The organism is Kitasatospora purpeofusca (genome assembly GCF_036010405.1).
Taxonomy (GTDB): Bacteria; Actinomycetota; Actinomycetes; order Streptomycetales; family Streptomycetaceae; genus Kitasatospora; species Kitasatospora purpeofusca.
In genome coordinates this window covers 7,883,904-7,903,391 of the sequence record NZ_CP108561.1, presented here as the reverse complement: position 1 = coordinate 7,903,391, position 19,488 = coordinate 7,883,904, and the positions used below count along the sequence as shown (strand labels likewise).

Here is a 19,488-nt window from a genome sequence, read left to right as displayed (position 1 = left end):
CTGCGGCCCGGAATCGGGCCGGTAAGGACCGGGAGGTGACCTCGGATGCCCGCGACGACCCCGCGGCGGTGGCACAGCGGCACCGAACCCGCCACCGCCCGCAGCGACCTCAAGCTGCGCTACCTGCTCTCGCTGACCTTCACCCCGCTGTTCGCGCTGGCCACCGCGGGGTTCGCGGTCTGGGCCGCGAACGCCCCCGCGTTCGGTGCGCCGAGCCGGGGCACCCTCACCGGCTTCGCCGTGGCCTGCGGGATCCTCACCCTGCTCGCCGCCGTCGATCTCGTCGTCGTGGTCCGGCGCCGCCGGACCGAGCTCTGACCCCCCGGTCTCCCGCGGGGTGGGAACCCGGCGGCCCGGCAGCACCGCGGCCCGTCCCCACCCCGCGAAACACATCCCCGCGAAACACATCCCGACACATCCCGCAAGGCACATCCCCGCAGAACGCGCCCCCGCGCGGGCTCAGCGGCTGCCGACCGCCTGCTTCACCAGCGTCCGCCCGAAGTCCCACATCAGACCGCTCCCCCGGTGCGCGTCCTCCATCACCTCGGTGAACGCCTCCACGAACCGGTCCACGTCCCGCTCGGTGATGATCAGCGGCGGAATCAGCTTGATCACCTCCAGATGGTCCCCGGACACCTGGGTGAGGATCCGGTGCCGCTGCAGCAGCGGCACCACCACCATCTGGGCGAACAGCCCCTTGCGGGCCGCCTGCAGGGCCGTCCAGCCGGTCCGCAGCTTCAGCGACTTCGGCCGCCCGAACTCGATCCCGATCATCAGCCCGCGCCCCCGCACCTCGGCGAGCAGCTCGTACCGGTCGACCAGCGCGGTCAGCCGCGCCCGGAAGTAGTCGCCCACCTTGCGGGCGTTCTCCACCACCTGCTCGTCCCGGATCACCTCCAGGGTCGCCAGACCGGCCGCCATCGCCTGCGCGTTGGAACCGAAGCTGGCCGAGTGCACCAGCACCCGGTCCATCGAGGAGTACACCTTCTCGAAGATCCAGCCCTTGCCGAGGGTCGCCCCCACCGGCACATAGCCGCCGGACAGCGCCTTGGCCGCGCACACCAGGTCCGGCAGCACGCCCTCCTCGTCCTGGTAGGCGAAGAACTCACCGGTGCGCCCGATCCCGGTCTGCACCTCGTCGCAGATCAGCAGCGCCCTGTGCTCGTGCAGCAGGTCCTGGGCGGCCCGCAGCCAGCCGGGCGGCGGCGCCTGCACGCCCTTGCCCTGGATCGGCTCGACGATCAGCGCCGCGACGTCACCGCGCTTCAGTTCCTTGGCCAGCGCCCCGAGATCGCCGAGCGGGATCGCGGTGTCCGGCAGCAGCGGGTCGAAGCCCTTGCGGAAGCCGTTCTCGCCGTTCACGGACAGGGAGCCGGTGGTCAGCCCGTGGAAGGCGTGGTCCGCGTACAGGATCCGGCGGCGACCGGTGGCGTAGCGGGCGAACTTCAGTGCCGTCTCGACCGCCTCGGTGCCGCTGTTGCCGAAGAACACCCGGTCCAGCCCCGGCGCGTACGACAGCAGCCGCTCGGCGAGCAGACCGGGCAGCGGCGAGCAGTCGAAGCGGACCAGGTCCGGCAGGTCGAGGTCCATCACCTGCTGGACGGCCGAGCGGACCACCGGGTGGTGGCGGCCCAGCGCGAAGATGCCGAAGCCGGCCAGCATGTCGAGGTACTCGTTGCCCTCGGCGTCGTAGAAGTACTGGCCCCGGGCCCGCTCGTAGTACTTGTCGAAGCCGATGGTGTGCAGCATCCGGGCCAGCTGCGGATTCAGGTAGCGGCTCTGCAGCTCGTACCGCTCCTTGCCCCGCTCGGCGAGCAGGGCGGCCAGGTCGAATCGGACGTCGGTGCGGGCATCGGTGCGGACGTCGGTGCGGGCGTCCGTGCGGTCGTCGGGGTCAGCCGGCATGGCGCTGGTTCGCTCCTCGGTTCGGAAGGTCCCGGTCCGGCAGGCCACCGGCCGGAAGCAGGTGCTTGGCGAAGGCGGCGGTCTGGGCGGCGACCCCGGTGCCGGTCAGCCCGGTCTCCTCCAGGATCTCCCCCCGCGCGGCGTGCCCGAGGAACTCCTGCGGCAGGCCCAGCACCCGCACCGGGACGTCCACGTCGGCGTCCCGCAGCGCCTGGGCGATCGCCGCACCGACGCCGCCGGCGCGGCCGTTGTCCTCGACCGTGACCACCAGCCGGTGCCGGGCGGCGAGCTCCGGCAGGGCCGGGTCCACCGGCTTCACCCAGCGCGGGTCGACCACGGTCGTGGTGAACCCCTCGGCGAGCAGCAGCCGGGCCGCGTCCAGCCCCGCGGCGGCCGTGGTGCCGACGGTGACCAGCAGGATCTCCGGCAGCTCCCCGGTGCGCAGCAGCACGTCCACGCCGCCGATCCGCTCGATCGCGGGAACGGCCGGGCCGATGGTCGCCTTGGGGAAGCGCACCACGGTCGGGGCGTCGGCGACGTCCACCGCCTCGCGCAGCTGGGCGCGCAGCTCGTCGGCGTCACGCGGGGCGGCGAGCCGCAGCCCGGGCACGACCTGGAGGATCGACATGTCCCACATGCCGTTGTGCGAGGCGCCGTCCGGGCCGGTCACGCCGGAGCGGTCCAGGACGAAGGTGACGCCGAGCCGGTGCAGGGCGACGTCCATCAGCACCTGGTCGAAGGCCCGGTTGAGGAAGGTCGCGTAGACCGCCACCACCGGGTGCAGTCCCCCGGTGGCCAGTCCGGCCGCGCTGGTGACGGCGTGCTGCTCGGCGATGCCGACGTCGAAGGTGCGCTCCGGGTACGCCTTGGCGAACTTCGCCAGGCCCACCGGCTGGAGCATCGCGGCGGTGATCGCGACCACGTCCGGGCGTTCGGCGCCGACGGCCAGCAGCTCGTCGCCGAACACCGAGGTCCAGGAGACGCCGGTGCTGGGCGAGATCGGCAGGCAGGTGTAGGGGTCGATCGGGTTGACGGCGTGGAAGCGGTCCGCCTCGTCCTGCTCGGCGGGCCGGTAGCCGCGGCCCTTGACGGTGAGGCAGTGCACGATGACCGGGCCGCCGAAGCCCCGGGCCTTGCCGAGCGCGGACTCCAGCGCGGCGAGGTCGTGGCCGTCGATCGGGCCGAGGTACTTGAGCCCGAGGTCCTCGAACATGCCCTGCGGCGCGAAGGCGTCCTTGAAGCCCTTCTTGGCGCCGTGCAGCGCCTCGAAGATCGGCTGGCCGACCACCGGGGTGCGCTGCAGGGTGCCCTTGCCCCAGGACAGGAAGCGCTCGTAGCCCTGGGTGGTGCGCAGGGTGGCGAGGTGGTTGGCGAGGCCGCCGATGGTGCGGGCGTAGGAGCGCTCGTTGTCGTTGACGACGATGACCAGCGGCCGGTCCTTGGCGGCGGCGATGTTGTTGAGCGCCTCCCAGGCGAGGCCGCCGGTGAGCGCGCCGTCGCCGATCACCGCGACGGTGTGCCGGTCGTGCTGGCCGAGCAGCTGGGCGGCCTTGGCCAGGCCGTCGGCGTAGGAGAGCGCGGTGGAGGCGTGCGAGTTCTCGACCAGGTCGTGCTCGGACTCGGCGCGCGAGGGGTAGCCGGACAGGCCGCCCTTCGTCCGCAGCCCCGAGAAGTCCTGCCGGCCGGTGAGCAGCTTGTGCACGTAGCTCTGGTGGCCGGTGTCCCAGACGATCCGGTCGTGCGGGGAGTCGAAGGCCCGGTGCAGGGCGATGGTCAGCTCGACCACGCCGAGGTTGGGGCCGAGATGGCCGCCGGTCCGGGTGACGGCGTCGATCAGGAACTCCCGGATCTCGCCGGCCAGCCGGGGCAGCTCGGTGGCCGGGAGGGCTCTCAGGTCCGCCGGGGATGTGACGCTGGAGAGCAGTGACATGGCTTTCACCTCACGACTCGGAGCGGTGCGGTGGTGCCCCCGGGGTCGGGCCTCGGCCTCGCGGGGTGGGGTCCGGCCCGGGTTCGGGCCCGGGCCGGACGGGGCGGACGGCCGGTGGGCCGTCCGCCGACGGGTGCGGTCAGCGGCCCCGGTTGGAGCCGACGGTGTCGGTGAGCGCCCGCAGGGACTCCTTGAGGGAGCCCATGGTGGCGAGGACGGCGGTCGGCTCGTAGCCGCAGTGCGCCATGCAGTTGGAGCAGCGGGCGTCCTTGCCGCGTCCGTACTTGTCCCAGTCGGTCTTCTCGATCAGCTCGCGGTAGGTCGGCACATAGCCGTCGGCCATCAGGTAGCAGGGCCGCTGCCAGCCGAAGAGCGAGTAATTGGGGATGCCCCAGGCGGTGCACTCGAAGTCGACCTTGCCCTCCAGGAAGTCCAGGAAGAGCGGGCTGTGGTTGAGGCGCCAGCGCCGCCGGTTGCCGCCGGCGAAGGTCTTGCGGAAGAGCTCCCGGGTCTGTTCGACGCCGAGGAAGTGCTCCTGGTCGGGTGCCTTCTCGTAGGCGAAGGCCGGGGAGATCATCATCTCGTCGACCTGGAGGTCGTCGTTGAGGTAGTCGAGCACGTCGATGATGGTCTGCGGGGTGTCGGTGTTGAAGAAGGTGGAGTTGGTCGTCACCCGGAAGCCGCGCCGCTTGGCCTCCTTGATCGCCTCCACCGCCTCGTCGAAGGTGCCCTCCTTGGCCACCGAGGCGTCGTGCCGCTCGCGCAGCCCGTCGATGTGCACGGTGAAGGTGAAGTAGGGCGAGGGCGTGAACTTGTCCAGCTTCTTGCGCATCAGCAGCGCGTTGGTGCAGAGGAACACGTACTTGCGGCGCTCCACCAGCTGCCGGACGATCTCGTCGATCTGCGGGTGCATCAGCGGCTCGCCGCCCGCGATCGAGACCATCGGGGCGCCCGACTCCAGGACCGCGCCGACCGCCTGGGCGACCGGCATCCGCTGCTTCAGCACCCCGGCCGGGTGCTGGATCTTGCCGCACCCCTCGCAGGCCAGGTTGCAGGCGAAGAGCGGTTCCAGTTCGACGATCAGCGGGAACTTGTCGCGTCGCTTGAGCTTCTGCTGCATGAGGTAGGTGCCGACCCGCACGGTCTGGCGCAACGGCATGGCCATGGCTAGCTCGCCTCCTGGGGGAGCGTCGAGGATGTGGGGTGGTCGAGGGTGGCGGGCGAGGGCCGGTCCCGGCCCGCCCGGTCGTTCCGCAGGTGCCAGTCGACCAGGGCGGGCACCGTCGCGCGCAGCGTCCGCCAGGCGCGGACGCCGGCCGGTAGGGTCCCCGGGCGCAGCAGTTCCCGCTCGGGGGTGTCGACGACGACCCGGAGCACGGCCGCGGGCAGGCCGGGCCGCAGCTCGCTGAGGGCCGCCAGCACGGCGGCGGCCTCCATGTCGACGGCGAGCGCGCCCTGCAGGTGCAGGGCGCGCCGTTCCAGGCCGCGCACCACGTGGTCGGCGGTGTGGTGCACGCCTGTGTGCACGGTCAGGCCGTGCGCGGCCAGGGCCCGGGTGAGCCCGGGCCCCGAGCCGACGGCGAAGTGGTTGCCCTCGGCGTCACGGACCCCGTCCGCGACGATCACGTCGCCGGGTGTGATGCCCGGCGCGACGGAGGCGCCGAAGCCGGCCACCACGAGCGCCCCGTAGCCGCCGGGGGCGGCGGTCAGCAGCCGTCTGACGGTGAGCGAGGCCCGCCGCCGGCCGACGCCGGTCCGCACCACGACCGGCGGGCCGCCGGCCGCGCCGCGCCAGTCCCCGCCGCGCAGGGCCCACACCTCGGGGCCGAGCGCGCAGAGCACCAGCAGCGGGGCAGCGCTCACCGGGACGCCCCGATCGGCGCGGTACCGGTGACCGGCCGGCCGGCCGCGGGGCCGCCGTACAGGTAGCGGCCGAGCGCGGTGACCGGGAACACCAGCCGGTACAGGTGGTAGTTGATGGAGAAGTCCCACGGGAAGCCGGTGCCGGTGAACTGGGGCTCGTCCCAGGTGCCCTCGGGCAGCTGGGTGCGCACCAGCCAGTCGACGCCGCGCTCGACGGCGGGGTTGGCCCGGCCGTCCGGCCCCTCGCCGGCCGCGAGCAGCGCCATCAGCGCCCAGGCGGTCTGCGAGGCGGTGGTCTCGCCGCGCCCGGCCCAGCGCGCCGGGTCCTCGTAGGAACGCATGTCCTCGCCCCAGCCGCCGTCGGTGTTCTGGCGGTCCTCCAGCCAGCGGACGGCGCGGCGGATCGCCGGGTGCTCGGCGGGCACGCCGGCGGCGACCAGGGCGGGGAGCACCGAGCCGGTGCCGTAGATGTAGTTGGTGCCCCAGCGGCCGAACCAGGAGCCGTCCGCCTCCTGGTTGCGCAGCAGCCACTCGACGCCGCGCCGGGTGCGCGGGTCGCGGGCCTTGCCGACCTCGGCCAGCATCTCCACGACGTGGGCGGTGACGTCCGCCGACGGCGGGTCGACGACCTCGCCGAAGTCGCAGAACGGCAGCTTGTTCGCCAGGGTGCTGGTGTTGTCGACGTCGAACGCGCCCCAGGCGCCGTTCTTGGACTGCATGCCGAGGTTCCACCGCACGCCCCGGTCGACGGAGCCGGCGACCTTGGCCGGGTCCGGGTGGGCGACCCGGCACAGCGCGAGCACCACCTCGGCGGTGTCGTCGATGTCGGGGTAGGTGTCGTTCTCGAACTCGAACGCCCAGCCGCCGGGGGCGAGCGAGGGCCGCTGGACGGACCAGTCGCCGCGCTTGGTGATCTCCTCGCCGATCATCCAGTCGACGGCGGAGACCAGCGCGGGGTGGTCGGCCGGGAGTCCGGCGTCGACCAGGGCGACGGTGGCCAGGCAGGTGTCCCAGACCGGGGACTGGCAGGCCTCCATCCAGCGCCGGCCGTCCGGGGTGTGCACGGTGAAGCGGTCGAAGGAGGCGAGCCCGGCCCGCATCACCGGGTGGTCGAGCTCGTAGCCCTCCAGGTGCAGGGCGATCAGCGAGTAGACGGCGGGCGGCTGGATGCCGCCCCAGCAGCCGTCGGCCTCCTGGCGTTCGACGATCCAGCGGCAGGCCTGGGAGACGGCGAGCCGGCGCAGCGGGCGCAGGGCGCGGTGGTGGTAGGCGTGCAGGGCCTTGTCCAGGCGTTCGAACAGGCCGTCCCAGCTGGTGGCCGGGGCGAGCGGCCGGACGGGGAAGGGGTCGTCCGGGTCGGTGTGCAGCTCGGTGAGCGCGAAGGGCGCCGGGCGTACGGGCCGGTGCGCGGAGACGACGGTCAGCGGGACGATGGTCTGCCGGGCCCAGCAGCCGAAGGCGTAGATGTTGAGGGGCAGCCACCTCGGCAGGAACATGATCTCCGGTGGCATCTCCGGCAGCCGTTCCCAGGGCCACCAGCCGAACAGCGCGAGCCAGATCCGGGTGAACACCCGGGCGGCGGCGATCCCGCCGGCCGACCGGATCCAGCGCGCGGCGGCCGTCATGTGCGGGGCGGCCGGATCGTCCCCCGCGAGCTTGAGGGCGACGTAAGCCTCGACGGTGGTGGACAGCTCGGCCGGTCCGCCGTGGAAGGTGGACCAGGTGCCGTCCTCGCGCTGGTGGGAGCGGATCCATTCGGCGGTGGCCTTGGTCTGCTCCTCGGTCCGGATCCCGAGGAACTGCCGGAGCAGTAAGTCCTCGGCGTCCATGGTGACGTTGGTCTCCAGATCGCCCTTCCACCACCCCTCGGAACTCTGCAGGGAGAGCAGGTGGGTGGTGGCGCGGGCCAGTGCCTCCTCGGCGGAGGCGGCCCCGTTCTGCGGTTGCTCGGTCCGGTCGGCCGACGCGGCGGCGGCCCCCTCGGGCTGCCACTCCCCGGCGCCCAGCAGCGCCGGGGCGAGGCCGCCCACCGCGACCGGCTCGGGATCGTACTCAGGGTCGAGCCGGCCGTCCGCGGTTGCTGTCAACGTAACGTCACCTCTCTCGTACCACCACGAATTCGGCGAGTGCGACGAAGTGCTCGCGCACCACATCGGGCATGGGCACCTCGTCCAGAGCGGCGAGGGCAGTCGTGTGCTGGCGGCGGGCCTCCTCCCGGGTCCAGGCGCGGCCTCCGGCCTGCTCGATCAGCAGGGCGCGGGCGGCCAGTTCGGTCTCGCTCTCCTCGCCGCGCCCCTTGGGGTCGGCGAGCTGTTCGGCCAGTTCGCGGGAGGCGGGGCCGCCCTCGGCGAGCGCGGCGGCGACCGGCAGGGACTTCTTGCGCTGGCGCAGGTCGCCCCAGTGCGGCTTCCCGGTGACCTCGGTGGCGCCCCAGATGCCGAGCAGGTCGTCCACGGCCTGGAAGGCCAGGCCCAGGTGGTCGCCGAAGCGCTGGAGCGAGGCCGAGACCCGGTCGTCGGCGCCGGCCAGGACGGCGCCGAGCGCGGCGCCGGCGGAGAGCAGGGCGGCGGTCTTGCCGCCCTCCATCTCCAGGCACTCGGCGACGGTGACGGTGTCCCGCTGCTCGAAGGCGACGTCCATCGCCTGCCCGTCGATCAGCCGGCGGCTGGCGGTGTTGAGCAGCCGGACGGCACGCGCGGCGTCGGTGGGGCTCGCGCCGCCCGCGGTCGCGGCGTCGAGCAGCACCTCCGTACCGAGCGTGGCCAGGGCGTCACCGACCAGGATCGCCTGCGCCGGGCCGAAGACCGTCCAGGCGGTGGCCCGGTGGCGCCGGGTCTCGTCACCGTCCATCAGATCATCATGGAGCAGGGAGAAGTTGTGCACCAGTTCAACAGCGACCCCACCGGGCACCCCGGCTTCCGCCGGGGCACCGGCGGCCTGGGCCGAGAGCAGCGCCAGGGTGGGGCGCACGGCCTTGCCGCCGTCCCCCGCGACCGGCGTGCCGTCCCGGTCGATCCAGCCGAAGTGGTACGCCGCGACGGTGTCCATGGGTGAGGCCAGCCGGGCGACGGCGGCCCTCAGCGGCGGGGTGCAGAGCGCGCGGGTGCGGTTGAGCAGTTCCGGCACCGAGACCGGTCCGGCGTGTGCCGTGCCTCCGCCGACGGTGCCGGTGCGTGACTCCACGTACGTTCCCTCTCCCTGGTGGTGCCTGGCCGCGTGGGACGGCCCGAGGCTGGCGGTGATGATGCGGCCGGGCTCGGCGCGGCCGGTGGCGGTGGTGGTGGTGGTGGTGCCGCCGGGGCCGAGCGGGTGGGCACCCGCTCTGGCGGGCTCGCCGAGGTCCCCGGCGAAGGCGGTGCCGGTCACCTCGGCCACCTCCCGTCGCCGCGGTCGGCCGGGCGGGGCCGGCCGTCGGCGGCCGGTACCGCGTCGGCGGCGGCGTGGCCGCTGCGCACGGCCCCCTCCATGGTCGCGGGCCAGCCGGTGGCCGTCCACGCGCCGGCCAGCAGCAGGCCGGGGACGGCGGTGCGCGGGCCGGGGCGCAGCGCGGCGGTGCCCGGGGCCGGGTCGAAGGTGGCGGTGCGCTCGCGGGTGACGAAGAAGTCCAGCACCTCGGCCCCGCCGGCGGCGGGCAGCAGCCGGGCCAGCTCCGGCAGGTAGCGGCGGCGCAGCTCGGCGACCGGCAGGTCGATCTCGTCGTCCACGGCGGACTGCGAGAGCGCCAGGTACTGGGCGTCGGGGTGGGCCGCGCCGAGCGAGGTGCCGGCCAGCCCGGAGTGCGCGGTGCGGTCGAAGACCCACTGCACGGGCGAGCCGAGCGCGGCGAAGAACGGCCGGCGCAGCACCTTGCGGTCGTAGACCACGTGGACGTTGAGGATCGGCGAGGTGCCGAAGTCGGCGAGCCGGTCCTGGTGGGCCACCGCGTCGGGCGGCAGCAGTTCCAGCGCGGTGTCCTGGGCGCCGGCCAGGACCACCGTCTCGGCGGTGAGCGGCTCTCCGCCGCCCTCCAGTCGCACGGTGTGCTGCGGGACGGCGGGCTTGAGCTCGGCCACCCGGGCGCGCAGCAGCACCTTCACGCCCGCGCGCTCCAGCTCGGCGAGCGCCCGGTCGTGGTGGATGGTGCCGAGCGGGACGGCGGCCATGCCGATGTCGGAGGCCCCGGGGTCGGAGAGCAGGCCGGTCTTGAACACCATCGCGGCCAGTGCCAGCGACACCCGGTCGGCCCTGGCGTTCAGGGTGGCCACGCCGACGAGGTCCCACAGCGCGGCGACGGTCCGCTCGTTCTGGCCCTGCCGGCGCAGCCAGTCGCCGAAGGAGACGGCGTCCAGGGCCGGGTCGGCGAGGTCCAGGCGCTGCAGCGCGAGCGCGCCGCGGACCACCCGGGCCCGGTCGGCCGGGCCCAGGTGCGGGTAGCGGGCCAGGCTGCCGGCGAGGTGCAGCGGCACCGGCAGTGCGGCGCGTCCGAGCCGGCCCAGGGTGCGGACCGGCGCGTCGGCGGGCCCGGAGACGCCCAGGACGGGCACGTCCAGCCGCTCCTGGAGGTGGACCAGCCGGTTGGCGCCGAGGCGCTCCAGCAGGCCCCGGTAGGCGGTGCAGCAGCGCAGGTAGACGTGCTGGCCGTTGTCGACGGTCAGCTCGCCGCGGCGGAAGGAGAAGGCCAGGCCGCCGAGGCGGGGCCGGCCCTCGGCGAGGGTGACCCGGTGGCCCGCCTCCGCCAGCCGGAGCGCGGCGGTGATGCCCGCGAGGCCGCCGCCGACCACGACTGCGGCCGGGCGCGCGGCGTCGGCTCGCCCGGTCATCCGACCTCCCCCTCGCGTCCGGCGCCCGGTCCGGTCGTGACCGGAGCGCCCTTGGTCAGTGCCGTCGGGTCCGCGGTCAGTGCGGCCGGGCCCGACCCAACGGTCAACAGGGCTCTACCCATAAGTGATTCCCCGCTGACACAGCGTGACAGAACTGTGGCAAGAATCAAGAACGCCCCCCGGCGAGCCCGGAAAGCGCCACGTACGCCTTCTCCCAGCCCGGCAGCGAGACCCGGCCGCGCAGCACCGACTCCGGGTCGGCGGCGATCCGGCCGAGCAGCCGGTGGTAGATGCCCGCCATGGCGGCGGTGCAGGCCCGGCTGCGGCGGTCGAGCATCGGGAGCAGCCGCAGGCCCTCCTCGAAGGCCGCCTGGGCGCGGGCCGCCTCGAAGGAGACCAGCCCGGCGAAGTCGGCCCCGACCGGGGGCCTGGGGCGGGCGAAGCCCTCCTGGCAGCCGAACCGGACGAGGTCCTCCATCGGCAGGTAGGTGCGGCCGTTGAGGGCGTCCTCGCGCAGGTCGCGCAGGATGTTGGTGAGCTGGAGCGCCAGCCCGAGGGTGTCGGCGTACCGGGCGCCGCGCTCGGGGTCGTCGCAGCCGTAGACGCCGAGCGACAGCCGGCCGATGGCTCCGGCGACGCACCGGCAGTAGACCTTGAGCTCCTCGTAGGTCTGGTACTCGGCGCCCTTGAGGTCCATCTCGACGCCGTCGATCAGCTCGTCGAAGCCGCCGAGGTCGATCGGGAAGCGCCGGGCGCTGTCCGCGAGCGCGACCTTGATCGGGTCGGTGTCGTCCTCCGCGACGGAGCCGGCCCGGATCTCGTCGAGCAGTTCGCGGGTGCGCAGCAGCGCCTCCGCCTTGCGGTCGGCCGGGAGCTCGCCGTCGCCGATGTCGTCCACCCGGCGCGCCAGCGCGTACAGGGCCGACATGGCCAGCCGCTTCGGCTCGGGCAGCAGCCTGATGCCGTAGCTGAAGTTGCGGGCCTGCAGTCCGGTCACTGCCTCGCAGTACCGGTAGGCCGCCATGACCGGAGCCGACGCCAGTGGTGATGCCGCCACGCGGGCGTTCACCTTCCCTTCGCGAAGATGGCCGCCGCCTTCGCTGCGAGGCGGCGCTTGTCCGGCTTCGCCTGCTGGGCGAGTACGTCGTACCCGGCGCCCTCGACGGCCGCCAGGGCCGCGTACCCGCCCGCGGTGAATCCCGCGAGGAGCAGTCGAAGCCTCCCCCGAACCGTACCTACCAATGGCGCACCTCGGTCGAGCAGGGTGCGGGCACGGTCCGCCTCGAAGCGGATCAGCTCGCGGACCGGCGCCCCGGCGCTCGGCGCGGCGAGGTCGGCCTCGGTGACGCCGAAGCGTTCGAGGTCCTCGGCCGGCAGGTAGATCCGGCCCCGGGCGAGGTCCTCGGCGACGTCCTGGAGGTGCTCGACGATCTGCAGGGCCCGGCAGATGTCGTCGGACATCGCGATCCGCTCGGGGGTGGCGACTCCGGCGAGAGCCAGGACCAGGCGGCCGACCGGGTCGGCGGACAGCGTGCAGTAGGCGATGAGCTCGTCGTAGTCCCGGTAGCGGGTGGTGGTCTGGTCGACCCGGTTGGCCTCGATCAGCCGGCGGAACGGCTCCGGGGTGAGCCCGTGCCGGTCGACCAGGGGGACCAGCGGGCGCAGCAGCGGGTGCCGGGGGGCCTCGCCGCGGGCGGGGTCGAGGGCGGTCTCGAAGACCCGGTCGAGGTCGCGTTCCAGGCCGCCCAGCAGGGCGAGGCGGAACGCCGTCTCGGCCGGGGAGGGCCGGTCGGGGGCGGGCGGGCCGGACTGGGCCGAAGGGGTGAGTCCGGGGGCCTCCGAGGGCCCGGACGGCTCCGGCGGCGCGGCGACGCCGAGCAGTGCGGCGGTGCCGGCCGGGTCGGCGAGGTCGCCGTCGCCGGCGTCGTCCACCAGCCGGCAGAAGCCGTAGACCGTCATGAGGTCGTCGCGCCACGCGGCGGGCAGGAAGAACGGGGCGACCGGGAAGTTCTCCGCGCTCGCCTTCGCCAGGGTCGCCGCCCCCGCGGGGCCGGGGTCCGGGCGGCCGCCTCCGGGCGGGGACTCACTACTGGGCTGGGCCGAAGCCGACACTGCTGTCACTCCCCCGTTCTACACCGCTCAGGTGATCGGCCCGAGTCGGACACGCGTCCGATCACGGGCGTCACGTCCGGCACACCACCCCCGCGCCCACAGCCTGACACCGACGCCCGCGCGGGAGAAGAGCGCCTCACCCGGCGCACGGGGCGCTCACCCGGGCGGGGGCGGGCCACCCGGGGCACGACGGGGCCGGGCGGGGGCGCACGAACGACAGGGGCCGGCCCCGGGTCTCCCCCGGGGCCGGCCCCTTCACCCGGGCCGGGTGCGGTGCCGGACGACCCTACGGGCGCTCGCCGCGCTCGTAGGCGAGGACGACGTCCTCGGTCGGACCGTCCATGATCATCTCGCCGGCCTCGATCCAGATGGTCCGCTCGCAGGTCTCGCGGATCGACGCGTTGTCGTGGCTGACCAGGAAGACCGTACCGGCCGACGCGCGCAGCTCCTCGATCCGCTTCTTGCTGCGGGCCTGGAACGCCTGGTCGCCGGTGGCCAGCGCCTCGTCGATGAGCAGCACGTCGTGGGTCTTGGCGGCGGCGATCGCGAAGCGCAGCCGGGCACCCATGCCGGAGGAGTAGGTGCGCATCGGCAGCGAGATGAAGTCGCCCTTCTCGTTGATGCCCGAGAATTCGACGATCTCCTGGTAGCGGCTGCGCACATCGGCCGGCGACATGCCCATGGCGAGGCAGCCGAGGACGACGTTGCGCTCACCGGTCAGCTCGTTCATCAGCGCGGCATTGACGCCGAGCAGCGAGGGCTGGCCGTTGGTGTAGATGCCGCCCTGCTCGGTCGGCAGCAGACCGGCGATGGCCGCCAGCATGGTGGACTTGCCGGAGCCGTTGGAGCCGATCAGGCCGATCGCCTCACCCTTGTACGCGGTGAAGCTGACGCCCTTCACCGCGTGCACCTCGCGGACGCCGGACGAGCGCCTGCGGCTGATGATCCGGCTCATCGCGGAGGTGGCGCTGCCCTTGCCGGAGCCCGCCCCGTGCACCCGGTAGACGATGTGCACGTCGTCGACCACGACCGTGGGGTCGCGGGCCACGTCGGCGTCGAACACCTTGCGGCGGGGAGGAAGCGCGTCCTCCAGGTCCTTGCGCAGGTCGGCCCCTCGAACGTCTGTGTCAGCCACGCCCGTACTCCTCCTCAGCCTTCCAGAAGAAGACGTATCCGATGACCAGCATGCCCACGCCCCAGGCGATCGCGTACTTCCACTGGTGCGGGGGGAACTCCAGGAAGACCTTCTCGTGCTTGTTGTAGATGATCGGCGCCAACGCGTGCCGGACCAGGTCGATGTAGACCGAGGCCGGGTTGAGCTCCATCACCTTCTGCCAGAACGGCGGCCAGTCCTTGATCTTGTCGGAGATGCTGTACATGACGCCGGAGAGGAACAGCCAGGCGCGCATCGCGAACGGGATCAGCTGGGAGATGTCGCTGGTCTTGGCACCGACCCGGGAGAAGATCAGGGCGACACCGGTGTTGAACATCGACTGCAGCAGCAGGGCGGGGATCACCAGGACCCAGGTCCGGCCCGGCTCGATGCCGTTCATGAGGACGACGGCGAACAGCACGACCATCGAGATCAGCAGCTGCTGGAGCTGGATCACGGTGAAGGCGATCGGCAGCGAGGCGCGCGGGAAGTGCAGCGCCCGGATCAGCCCGAGGTTGTCCGAGATCGCCCGGGTGCCCGACTGCACCGCGTTCTGGGTGAACTGGAAGATGAAGACGCCGATGCAGAGCCAGGCGACGTAGTACGGGTTGTCGTCCTTGTTCTTCAGGATCTCGCCGAAGACCAGGTAGAACACCGCGCAGTTCAGCAGCGGCGTCACGACCTGCCAGACCTGCCCGAGCTTGGCGTCGGTGTACTGGGCCACCAGGCGCGCGGTGGCGAAGGCCCAGATGAAGTGACGCCGGGCCCAGAGCTGCTTCGAGTAGGCGAAGAGACCGGGCCTTCTGCCGCTCACCGTCAGGCCGTACTTTTCCGCGAGCTGCTTGGGAGTCAGGCCCGCGTCCGCCCCCCTCGGGGCTGAGAGGCTGACGGGTTCACTCACTGTCGACACATTCATCCTTCACGCGGGATCGTCGGGGCGGGCCGGTCGACGGGGGTCCGCCGGCCTTGCGCCGATGGGGATCCACTGGGATCTCGGGGGGAGTGCGGCCGGTGTGTGGTCACCGGCCCGACGACCGACCTGCCGTCCGGTCACCGCAGGTCACCGGACGGTCGCCGGACGGATCAGATGACCGGCGGTCGGCCCAGCCTGGTCAGTCGCCAAACGGTACGCCATCGCATGGGCCGCCGCGTACCGCAGGGTTCGCGCCAGCCCGCCCGGAACCCGCCCCACCAGGCCTTGAACGCCTCGGGGGAGGGTCGGCGGGCCAACGTGAGCAGGAACCAGGTTCCCAGGTACAGAGGTACGAAGAGGGCCGGAAGGTTCCGTCGGGCGAGCCAAACCCTGTTCCGGGCCACGTTGTGGAAGTACGAGGCGTGCCGGGCGGGCGAGGTGGTGGGGTGGTGCAGCACCACGTCGGCCCGGTAGTCGATGGCCCAGCCCGCGTCCAGCGCGCGCCAGGCGAGGTCGGTCTCCTCGTGGGCGTAGAAGAACTCGGCGGGCAGCTGTCCGGCGTTCTCGAACACCGCGCAGCGCACCGCGCTCGCCCCGCCGAGGAAGGTGGTCACCCGGGAGGAGCGCAGCGGGTCGCTGGCGCGCAGCCGGGGCACGTGCCGGCGCTGGGTGACGCCGGTCTCCGGATCGGCGATCCGGAAGCTCACGATGCCGAGCTCCGGGTCGGCCGTGAAGGCCTCGCGCAGCAGCCGGGCCGAGTCGGTGCCGGGCAGCCGGCCGTCGTCGTCCAGGAACAGCACCGCGTCGACGTCCCGGCCGTCGCGGCCGAACAGCTCGATGCCGACGTTGCGGCCGCCCGGGATGCCGAGGTTCTCCGGCAGCTCGACGAAGCGCACACCGGACGGGAGGGGCGGCAGCGGGGCGCCGTTGGCGACGACGGCCAGCTCGACGGCCGGGCCCTGCTGGGCGCGGACCGACTCGATCAGGGCGGTCAGCTCGTCCGGGCGGTTGCCCATGGTGATGATCACCGCGCCGAGCCGGAAGGCGTCGGCACCGGTGGCGGGGGTCTGCGCCGACGTGTCCGTCACGCCCGGCTCCGTCACGCCGCTCACCGGAGCCTGCTCGACAGGACGATGCTCAGCAGGTGAAGCACGGTCTGCAGCATCGCGATCGCGGCCAGTACGACCACCGCGATCCGGGTGAAGAAGAGGCCGCCGTGCACGAGGTCGGCGACACCGGCGGCGAGGATGAACAGCGAGGCCTCGACCGCGCCGACCAGCCGGTGGAACTTGAGCACCGAGGCCGCCCGGCGGGCCTTGGCGACACCGGCCGAGCGCGGCACCGAGGCGCTGTCCTCCACCGCCGTCAGACCGCTGCGGGCGCGGGCCACGTCGACCAGGTCGGTCTCCGACTTGATCAGGATCGCGCCGAGCGCGGCCAGCGTGCCGAGGAAGGCCCACTCCCACTGCGCGGCGCTGCCCTCGCGGTGCAGCAGGTCGGTGGCGCGCAGACCGAGGCCGGTCAGCAGGGCCGCCTCGGACATGTAGTGGCCGACCCGGTCCAGGTAGACGCCGGTGAGCGAGGTCTGCCGGCGCCAGCGGGCGACCTCGCCGTCCACGCAGTCCAGCAGCAGGTAGAGCTGGATCAGCAGGGCCGCCAGCACCGCGCCGGCGATCCCGGGGACGATCAGCGCGGCGCCGGCCAGGATGCCGGTGAGCATCATCAGATAGGTCAGGCCGTTGGGCGTGATCGCCGTGACCGTGGAGAGCACCCGGGTGATCCGCAGCGAGATCCGCCGCATGTAGAGGCGGCCGGCCCAGTGCTCGGCACTGCGGCGCTGGAGCATGCCCTCCGGGTGGATGACCGCGCGCAGCTCCTCGATCGAGGGGCGGCGGGTCAGGTCGACCGGCGGCGTGGACCCGGCGGCGGCGGAACGGTCAGCTGTTGACGGCTTGGACATAGTCGGCGTACGCGTCCCTGATTGCGGAAGGGGAGAGGTCGAGGTGTTCGAGGATGGTGAAACGGCCCGGCCGGGTATTCGGAGCGTAGTGCACCGCCTCGGTGAACTCCGCCTCGGTGAAACCGATCTGAGCGGCGGTCACCGGCAGGCCGTGGTGCGCCAGGCGCTCCACGATCAGACCGGTCAGCTCGCGCTCGCCCCGCAGGAAGCTGGCGAAGGCGGCGCCGAGGCCGACCTGTTCGCCGTGCTGGGCGGACCGCTTGGGATACAGCACGTCCAGGGCATGCGAGATCTCGTGGCAGGCGCCCGACGAGGGCCGGGTGCTGCCAGCGATGTTCATCGCGATGCCGGACAGTACCAGTGCCTCGGCGAGGGCGGTGAGGAAGCCCTGATCCTGAAGGTTTCCTGGGTGCCGCAGCAGGTTCTCGCCCGCCGAACGGGCCATCGCGACGGCCAGTCCGTCCACCGGTTCACCGGTCTCGGCGTGCGACAGCTCCCAGTCGGCGCAGGCCGAGATGTTGGAGACGATGTCGCCGATGCCGGCCGCGACGAAGCGCGGCGGGGCGCCCTGGATCACGTCCAGGTCGATCACGATGCCGATCGGGCTCGGCACCCCGTAGGAGCCGCGCCCGGCGTCGTTGTCGAGGGTCGAGACCGGCGAGCAGATGCCGTCGTGGGCAAGGTTGGTCGGGACCGAGACCAGCGGCAGGCCGAGCCGCGCGGCGGCGTACTTGGCCACGTCGATGATCTTGCCGCCGCCCAGGGCGACGATGGTGTCGTAGTGGCCGCCGCGCACACCGCCGCGGATCTCGTCCGCGAGCAGCACCGCGCTGTCGAGGCTGCCGTCCGCCACGCTGTACCAGTCGGCGCCGGGCAGGGCCGGCTCCAGCCGGGCCCGCAGCACCGAACCCGAGCCGTTGCTGATCGCCACCGCGATCCGGCCCGAGGCGGACAGCCGCTGGTCGGCGAGGATGCCGCCGAGCGCGTCCAGCGCGTCCGGGCGGATCTCCACGAAGAGCGGCGAGGGCACCAGCCGGGTCAGTACTGGCACGCGATCTCCCGCGCCTTCGCCAGGTCGGCGTGGTTGTCGACCTCGACCCAGGAGACCTCGCCGATCGGCTGGACGTCGATCCGCAGGCCCCGGTTCACCATCTCCTGGTAGCCGTCCTCGTAGTACAGCTGCGGGTCGCGCTCGTAGGTGGCGCGCAGCGCGTCGGCGAGGTCGGCGGCGGCGGCCGGGTTGATCACGGTGACGCCGATGTACTCGCCGGTGGCCTCCGCCGGGTCCATCAGCTTGGTGATGCGGCGCATGCCGGCGGCCGGGTCGACGACCACCTTCATCTCCTCGTCGGCGAGCTTCTTCACCGTGTCGAGGGCGAGCAGGATGCCGGGCGCGCGGCCCTCGGCGGTCAGCCGGGCGTCGGCCTCCAGCATGGTCTGCTGGACCGAGACCGGGTGGACGGTGTCGCCGTTGGCGAGCAGCAGGCCCTCGGTGAAGAGCTCACGGGCGCACCAGAGCGAGTAGGCGTTGTTCCACTCCTCGGCCTTGTCGTTCTCGACCAGGGTGAGCTTGACGCCGTACTTCCGCTCCAGCGCCTCCTTGCGCTCCTCGACCGCCTCCTTGCGGTAGCCGACGACGATCGCCGCCTCGCGCAGGCCGACCTCGGCGAAGTTTCCGAGGGTGAGGTCCAGGACGGTCCGTTCCCCGTCGACCGGCACCAGCGCCTTGGGCAGGGTGTCGGTGTAAGGGCGCAGCCGGCGGCCGGCGCCGGCTGCCAGAACGAGGCCGATCATGCGGGTCTCCTGATCCGTCGTGCTGAGCGCGGCCGCGCCCGGCTCCGGGAGTCTTCCGGGTCACCGGCGGTGGCGCGCCGGGGCCGAGATGCGGCCGCAGTGTCCTATGTGATGGTAGGCGACCACGACTACCTGCCAGAACGCGGCCGGACACTCGAACACACATCGAACACATTCCGAACGGTTCTGCTAATCCGACACCCGTCCCGGGCCGCCGGGAGCCCCTCGGCCGCCGGGTTGTGCGTCGGGCCCCTCGCCCGTGCCACCCGTACGGCAGACTGGGGCGCGTCGCCACCGGTGCGTGCCGTGGTTGCTCACCGTGCTCCCGAAGCTGCCGAAAGAGGCCTCATGCCCCAGAGTCTGCCGACCGATCCGACCGCCCCCGCCGGGCTGGACACCGGTCTCGACACCGGCCTCGATGTCGAGACGGACGTCGACGCCGCCGCGGCCGCCGGTACTCCGGAGGAGATCCTGCTGGAGCTGGTCGACGACGAGGGCGTGACCATCGGCACCGCGGAGAAGCACTGGGCGCACCAGCAGCCCGGGCGGCTGCACCGGGCCTTCTCGGTCTTCCTCTTCGACCGCCAGGGCCGGATGCTGCTCCAGCGCCGGGCCCTGGGCAAGTACCACTCCCCCGGGGTCTGGTCGAACACCTGCTGCGGCCACCCGTACCCCGACGAGCCGCCGTTCGTGGCCGCCGCCCGGCGCACCGCGGAGGAGCTGGGGGTCGCCCCGGCGCTGCTCTGCGAGGCGGGCACGGTCCGCTACGACCTGCCGGACGAGGCCACCGGCCTGATCGAGCGGGAGTGGAACCACCTGTTCGTGGGCCTGGTCACCGCGCCGGTGCGGCCCGACCCGGACGAGGTGGACGACTACGCCTTCGTGACCGCCGAGGAGCTGCGCGAGCTGGAGGCGGAGCGGCCGTTCTCGGTGTGGTTCCGGACCGTCTTCGAGGCCGCCCTGCCGGGGATCCGCGAGATCGCCGGGAAGGACTGGTAGACCGCTCCGGGCGGGGCCGCCGCGGGGCGGCCCCGCATCCCGGACCGGACCCGTTCCCTC

Annotated in this window: 17 protein-coding genes; 2 read left to right on the top strand and 15 right to left on the bottom strand. The window is 73.1% G+C overall.

Annotation, left to right across the window (positions count from 1 at the left end):
• Positions 1 to 45: 45 nt before the first annotated feature.
• A complete protein-coding gene (locus OG715_RS34535; protein ID WP_266273337.1) occupies positions 46 to 318 on the top strand; it encodes a DUF6343 family protein in 273 nt (90 codons plus the stop codon).
• 141 nt (positions 319 to 459) lie between these two features.
• Here the strand turns inward: OG715_RS34535 and OG715_RS34530 are convergent, their stop codons facing one another.
• The 15 genes from OG715_RS34530 to OG715_RS34460 all read right to left on the bottom strand — a co-directional run bounded on the left by OG715_RS34530 (position 460) and on the right by OG715_RS34460 (position 18,429).
• On the bottom strand, positions 460 to 1,905 hold the full coding sequence (locus OG715_RS34530; RefSeq protein WP_266273338.1) for an aspartate aminotransferase family protein: 1,446 nt from the start codon (positions 1,903 to 1,905) through the stop codon (positions 460 to 462).
• On the bottom strand, positions 1,895 to 3,835 hold the full coding sequence (gene dxs, locus OG715_RS34525) for a 1-deoxy-D-xylulose-5-phosphate synthase (RefSeq protein ID WP_266273339.1): 1,941 nt from the start codon (positions 3,833 to 3,835) through the stop codon (positions 1,895 to 1,897). The genes OG715_RS34530 and dxs overlap by 11 nt, the downstream gene beginning before the upstream one ends.
• Before the next feature lie 139 nt (positions 3,836 to 3,974).
• Positions 3,975 to 5,000 (bottom strand): adenosyl-hopene transferase HpnH, encoded by a 1,026-nt coding sequence (hpnH, locus tag OG715_RS34520; RefSeq protein WP_266273340.1) that lies wholly within the window; start codon positions 4,998 to 5,000, stop codon positions 3,975 to 3,977.
• 2 nt (positions 5,001 to 5,002) lie between these two features.
• A complete protein-coding gene (locus OG715_RS34515; RefSeq protein ID WP_266273341.1) occupies positions 5,003 to 5,698 on the bottom strand; it encodes a 5'-methylthioadenosine/S-adenosylhomocysteine nucleosidase family protein in 696 nt (231 codons plus the stop codon).
• Positions 5,695 to 7,785: a squalene--hopene cyclase gene (gene shc, locus OG715_RS34510; RefSeq protein ID WP_266273342.1), complete on the bottom strand. Its 2,091-nt coding sequence runs from the start codon at positions 7,783 to 7,785 to the stop codon at positions 5,695 to 5,697. Before shc ends, OG715_RS34515 begins: the two co-directional genes overlap by 4 nt.
• Positions 7,786 to 7,792: 7 nt before the next feature.
• Positions 7,793 to 8,881, bottom strand: a complete 1,089-nt coding sequence (locus OG715_RS34505) for a polyprenyl synthetase family protein (RefSeq protein ID WP_407661144.1) — start codon at positions 8,879 to 8,881, stop codon at positions 7,793 to 7,795.
• 179 nt (positions 8,882 to 9,060) lie between these two features.
• On the bottom strand, positions 9,061 to 10,497 hold the full coding sequence (gene hpnE, locus OG715_RS34500) for a hydroxysqualene dehydroxylase HpnE (RefSeq protein ID WP_266273343.1): 1,437 nt from the start codon (positions 10,495 to 10,497) through the stop codon (positions 9,061 to 9,063).
• A gap of 166 nt (positions 10,498 to 10,663) precedes the next feature.
• Complete coding sequence (gene hpnD, locus OG715_RS34495; RefSeq protein ID WP_051742930.1) at positions 10,664 to 11,521, bottom strand: presqualene diphosphate synthase HpnD; 858 nt, start codon at positions 11,519 to 11,521, stop codon at positions 10,664 to 10,666.
• Positions 11,522 to 11,562: 41 nt separating this feature from the next.
• Complete coding sequence (gene hpnC, locus OG715_RS34490; protein WP_407661143.1) at positions 11,563 to 12,609, bottom strand: squalene synthase HpnC; 1,047 nt, start codon at positions 12,607 to 12,609, stop codon at positions 11,563 to 11,565.
• Between the two features lie 286 nt (positions 12,610 to 12,895).
• The gene (locus tag OG715_RS34485; RefSeq protein ID WP_266274601.1) at positions 12,896 to 13,672 is read right to left on the bottom strand and encodes an ABC transporter ATP-binding protein; all 777 of its coding nucleotides are present in this window, start codon (positions 13,670 to 13,672) and stop codon (positions 12,896 to 12,898) included.
• 64 nt (positions 13,673 to 13,736) lie between these two features.
• Positions 13,737 to 14,678 carry an ABC transporter permease gene (locus OG715_RS34480; protein WP_266273344.1) on the bottom strand — a complete coding sequence of 314 codons (942 nt, stop codon included), beginning with the start codon at positions 14,676 to 14,678 and terminating at the stop codon, positions 13,737 to 13,739.
• Positions 14,679 to 14,845: 167 nt separating this feature from the next.
• A complete protein-coding gene (locus OG715_RS34475; protein WP_266274602.1) occupies positions 14,846 to 15,691 on the bottom strand; it encodes a glycosyltransferase family 2 protein in 846 nt (281 codons plus the stop codon).
• 92 nt (positions 15,692 to 15,783) lie between these two features.
• Positions 15,784 to 16,521 (bottom strand): CDP-alcohol phosphatidyltransferase family protein, encoded by a 738-nt coding sequence (locus tag OG715_RS34470; RefSeq protein ID WP_266274603.1) that lies wholly within the window; start codon positions 16,519 to 16,521, stop codon positions 15,784 to 15,786.
• 91 nt (positions 16,522 to 16,612) lie between these two features.
• Positions 16,613 to 17,686: an iron-containing alcohol dehydrogenase family protein gene (locus tag OG715_RS34465; protein ID WP_266273346.1), complete on the bottom strand. Its 1,074-nt coding sequence runs from the start codon at positions 17,684 to 17,686 to the stop codon at positions 16,613 to 16,615.
• Complete coding sequence (locus OG715_RS34460; protein WP_266273347.1) at positions 17,674 to 18,429, bottom strand: phosphocholine cytidylyltransferase family protein; 756 nt, start codon at positions 18,427 to 18,429, stop codon at positions 17,674 to 17,676. The genes OG715_RS34465 and OG715_RS34460 overlap by 13 nt, the downstream gene beginning before the upstream one ends.
• Positions 18,430 to 18,777: 348 nt before the next feature.
• Here OG715_RS34460 and idi point away from each other — a divergent pair, with 348 nt between their 5' ends.
• Positions 18,778 to 19,428 (top strand): isopentenyl-diphosphate Delta-isomerase, encoded by a 651-nt coding sequence (gene idi / locus OG715_RS34455; protein ID WP_266273348.1) that lies wholly within the window; start codon positions 18,778 to 18,780, stop codon positions 19,426 to 19,428.
• Positions 19,429 to 19,488 lie beyond the last annotated feature (60 nt).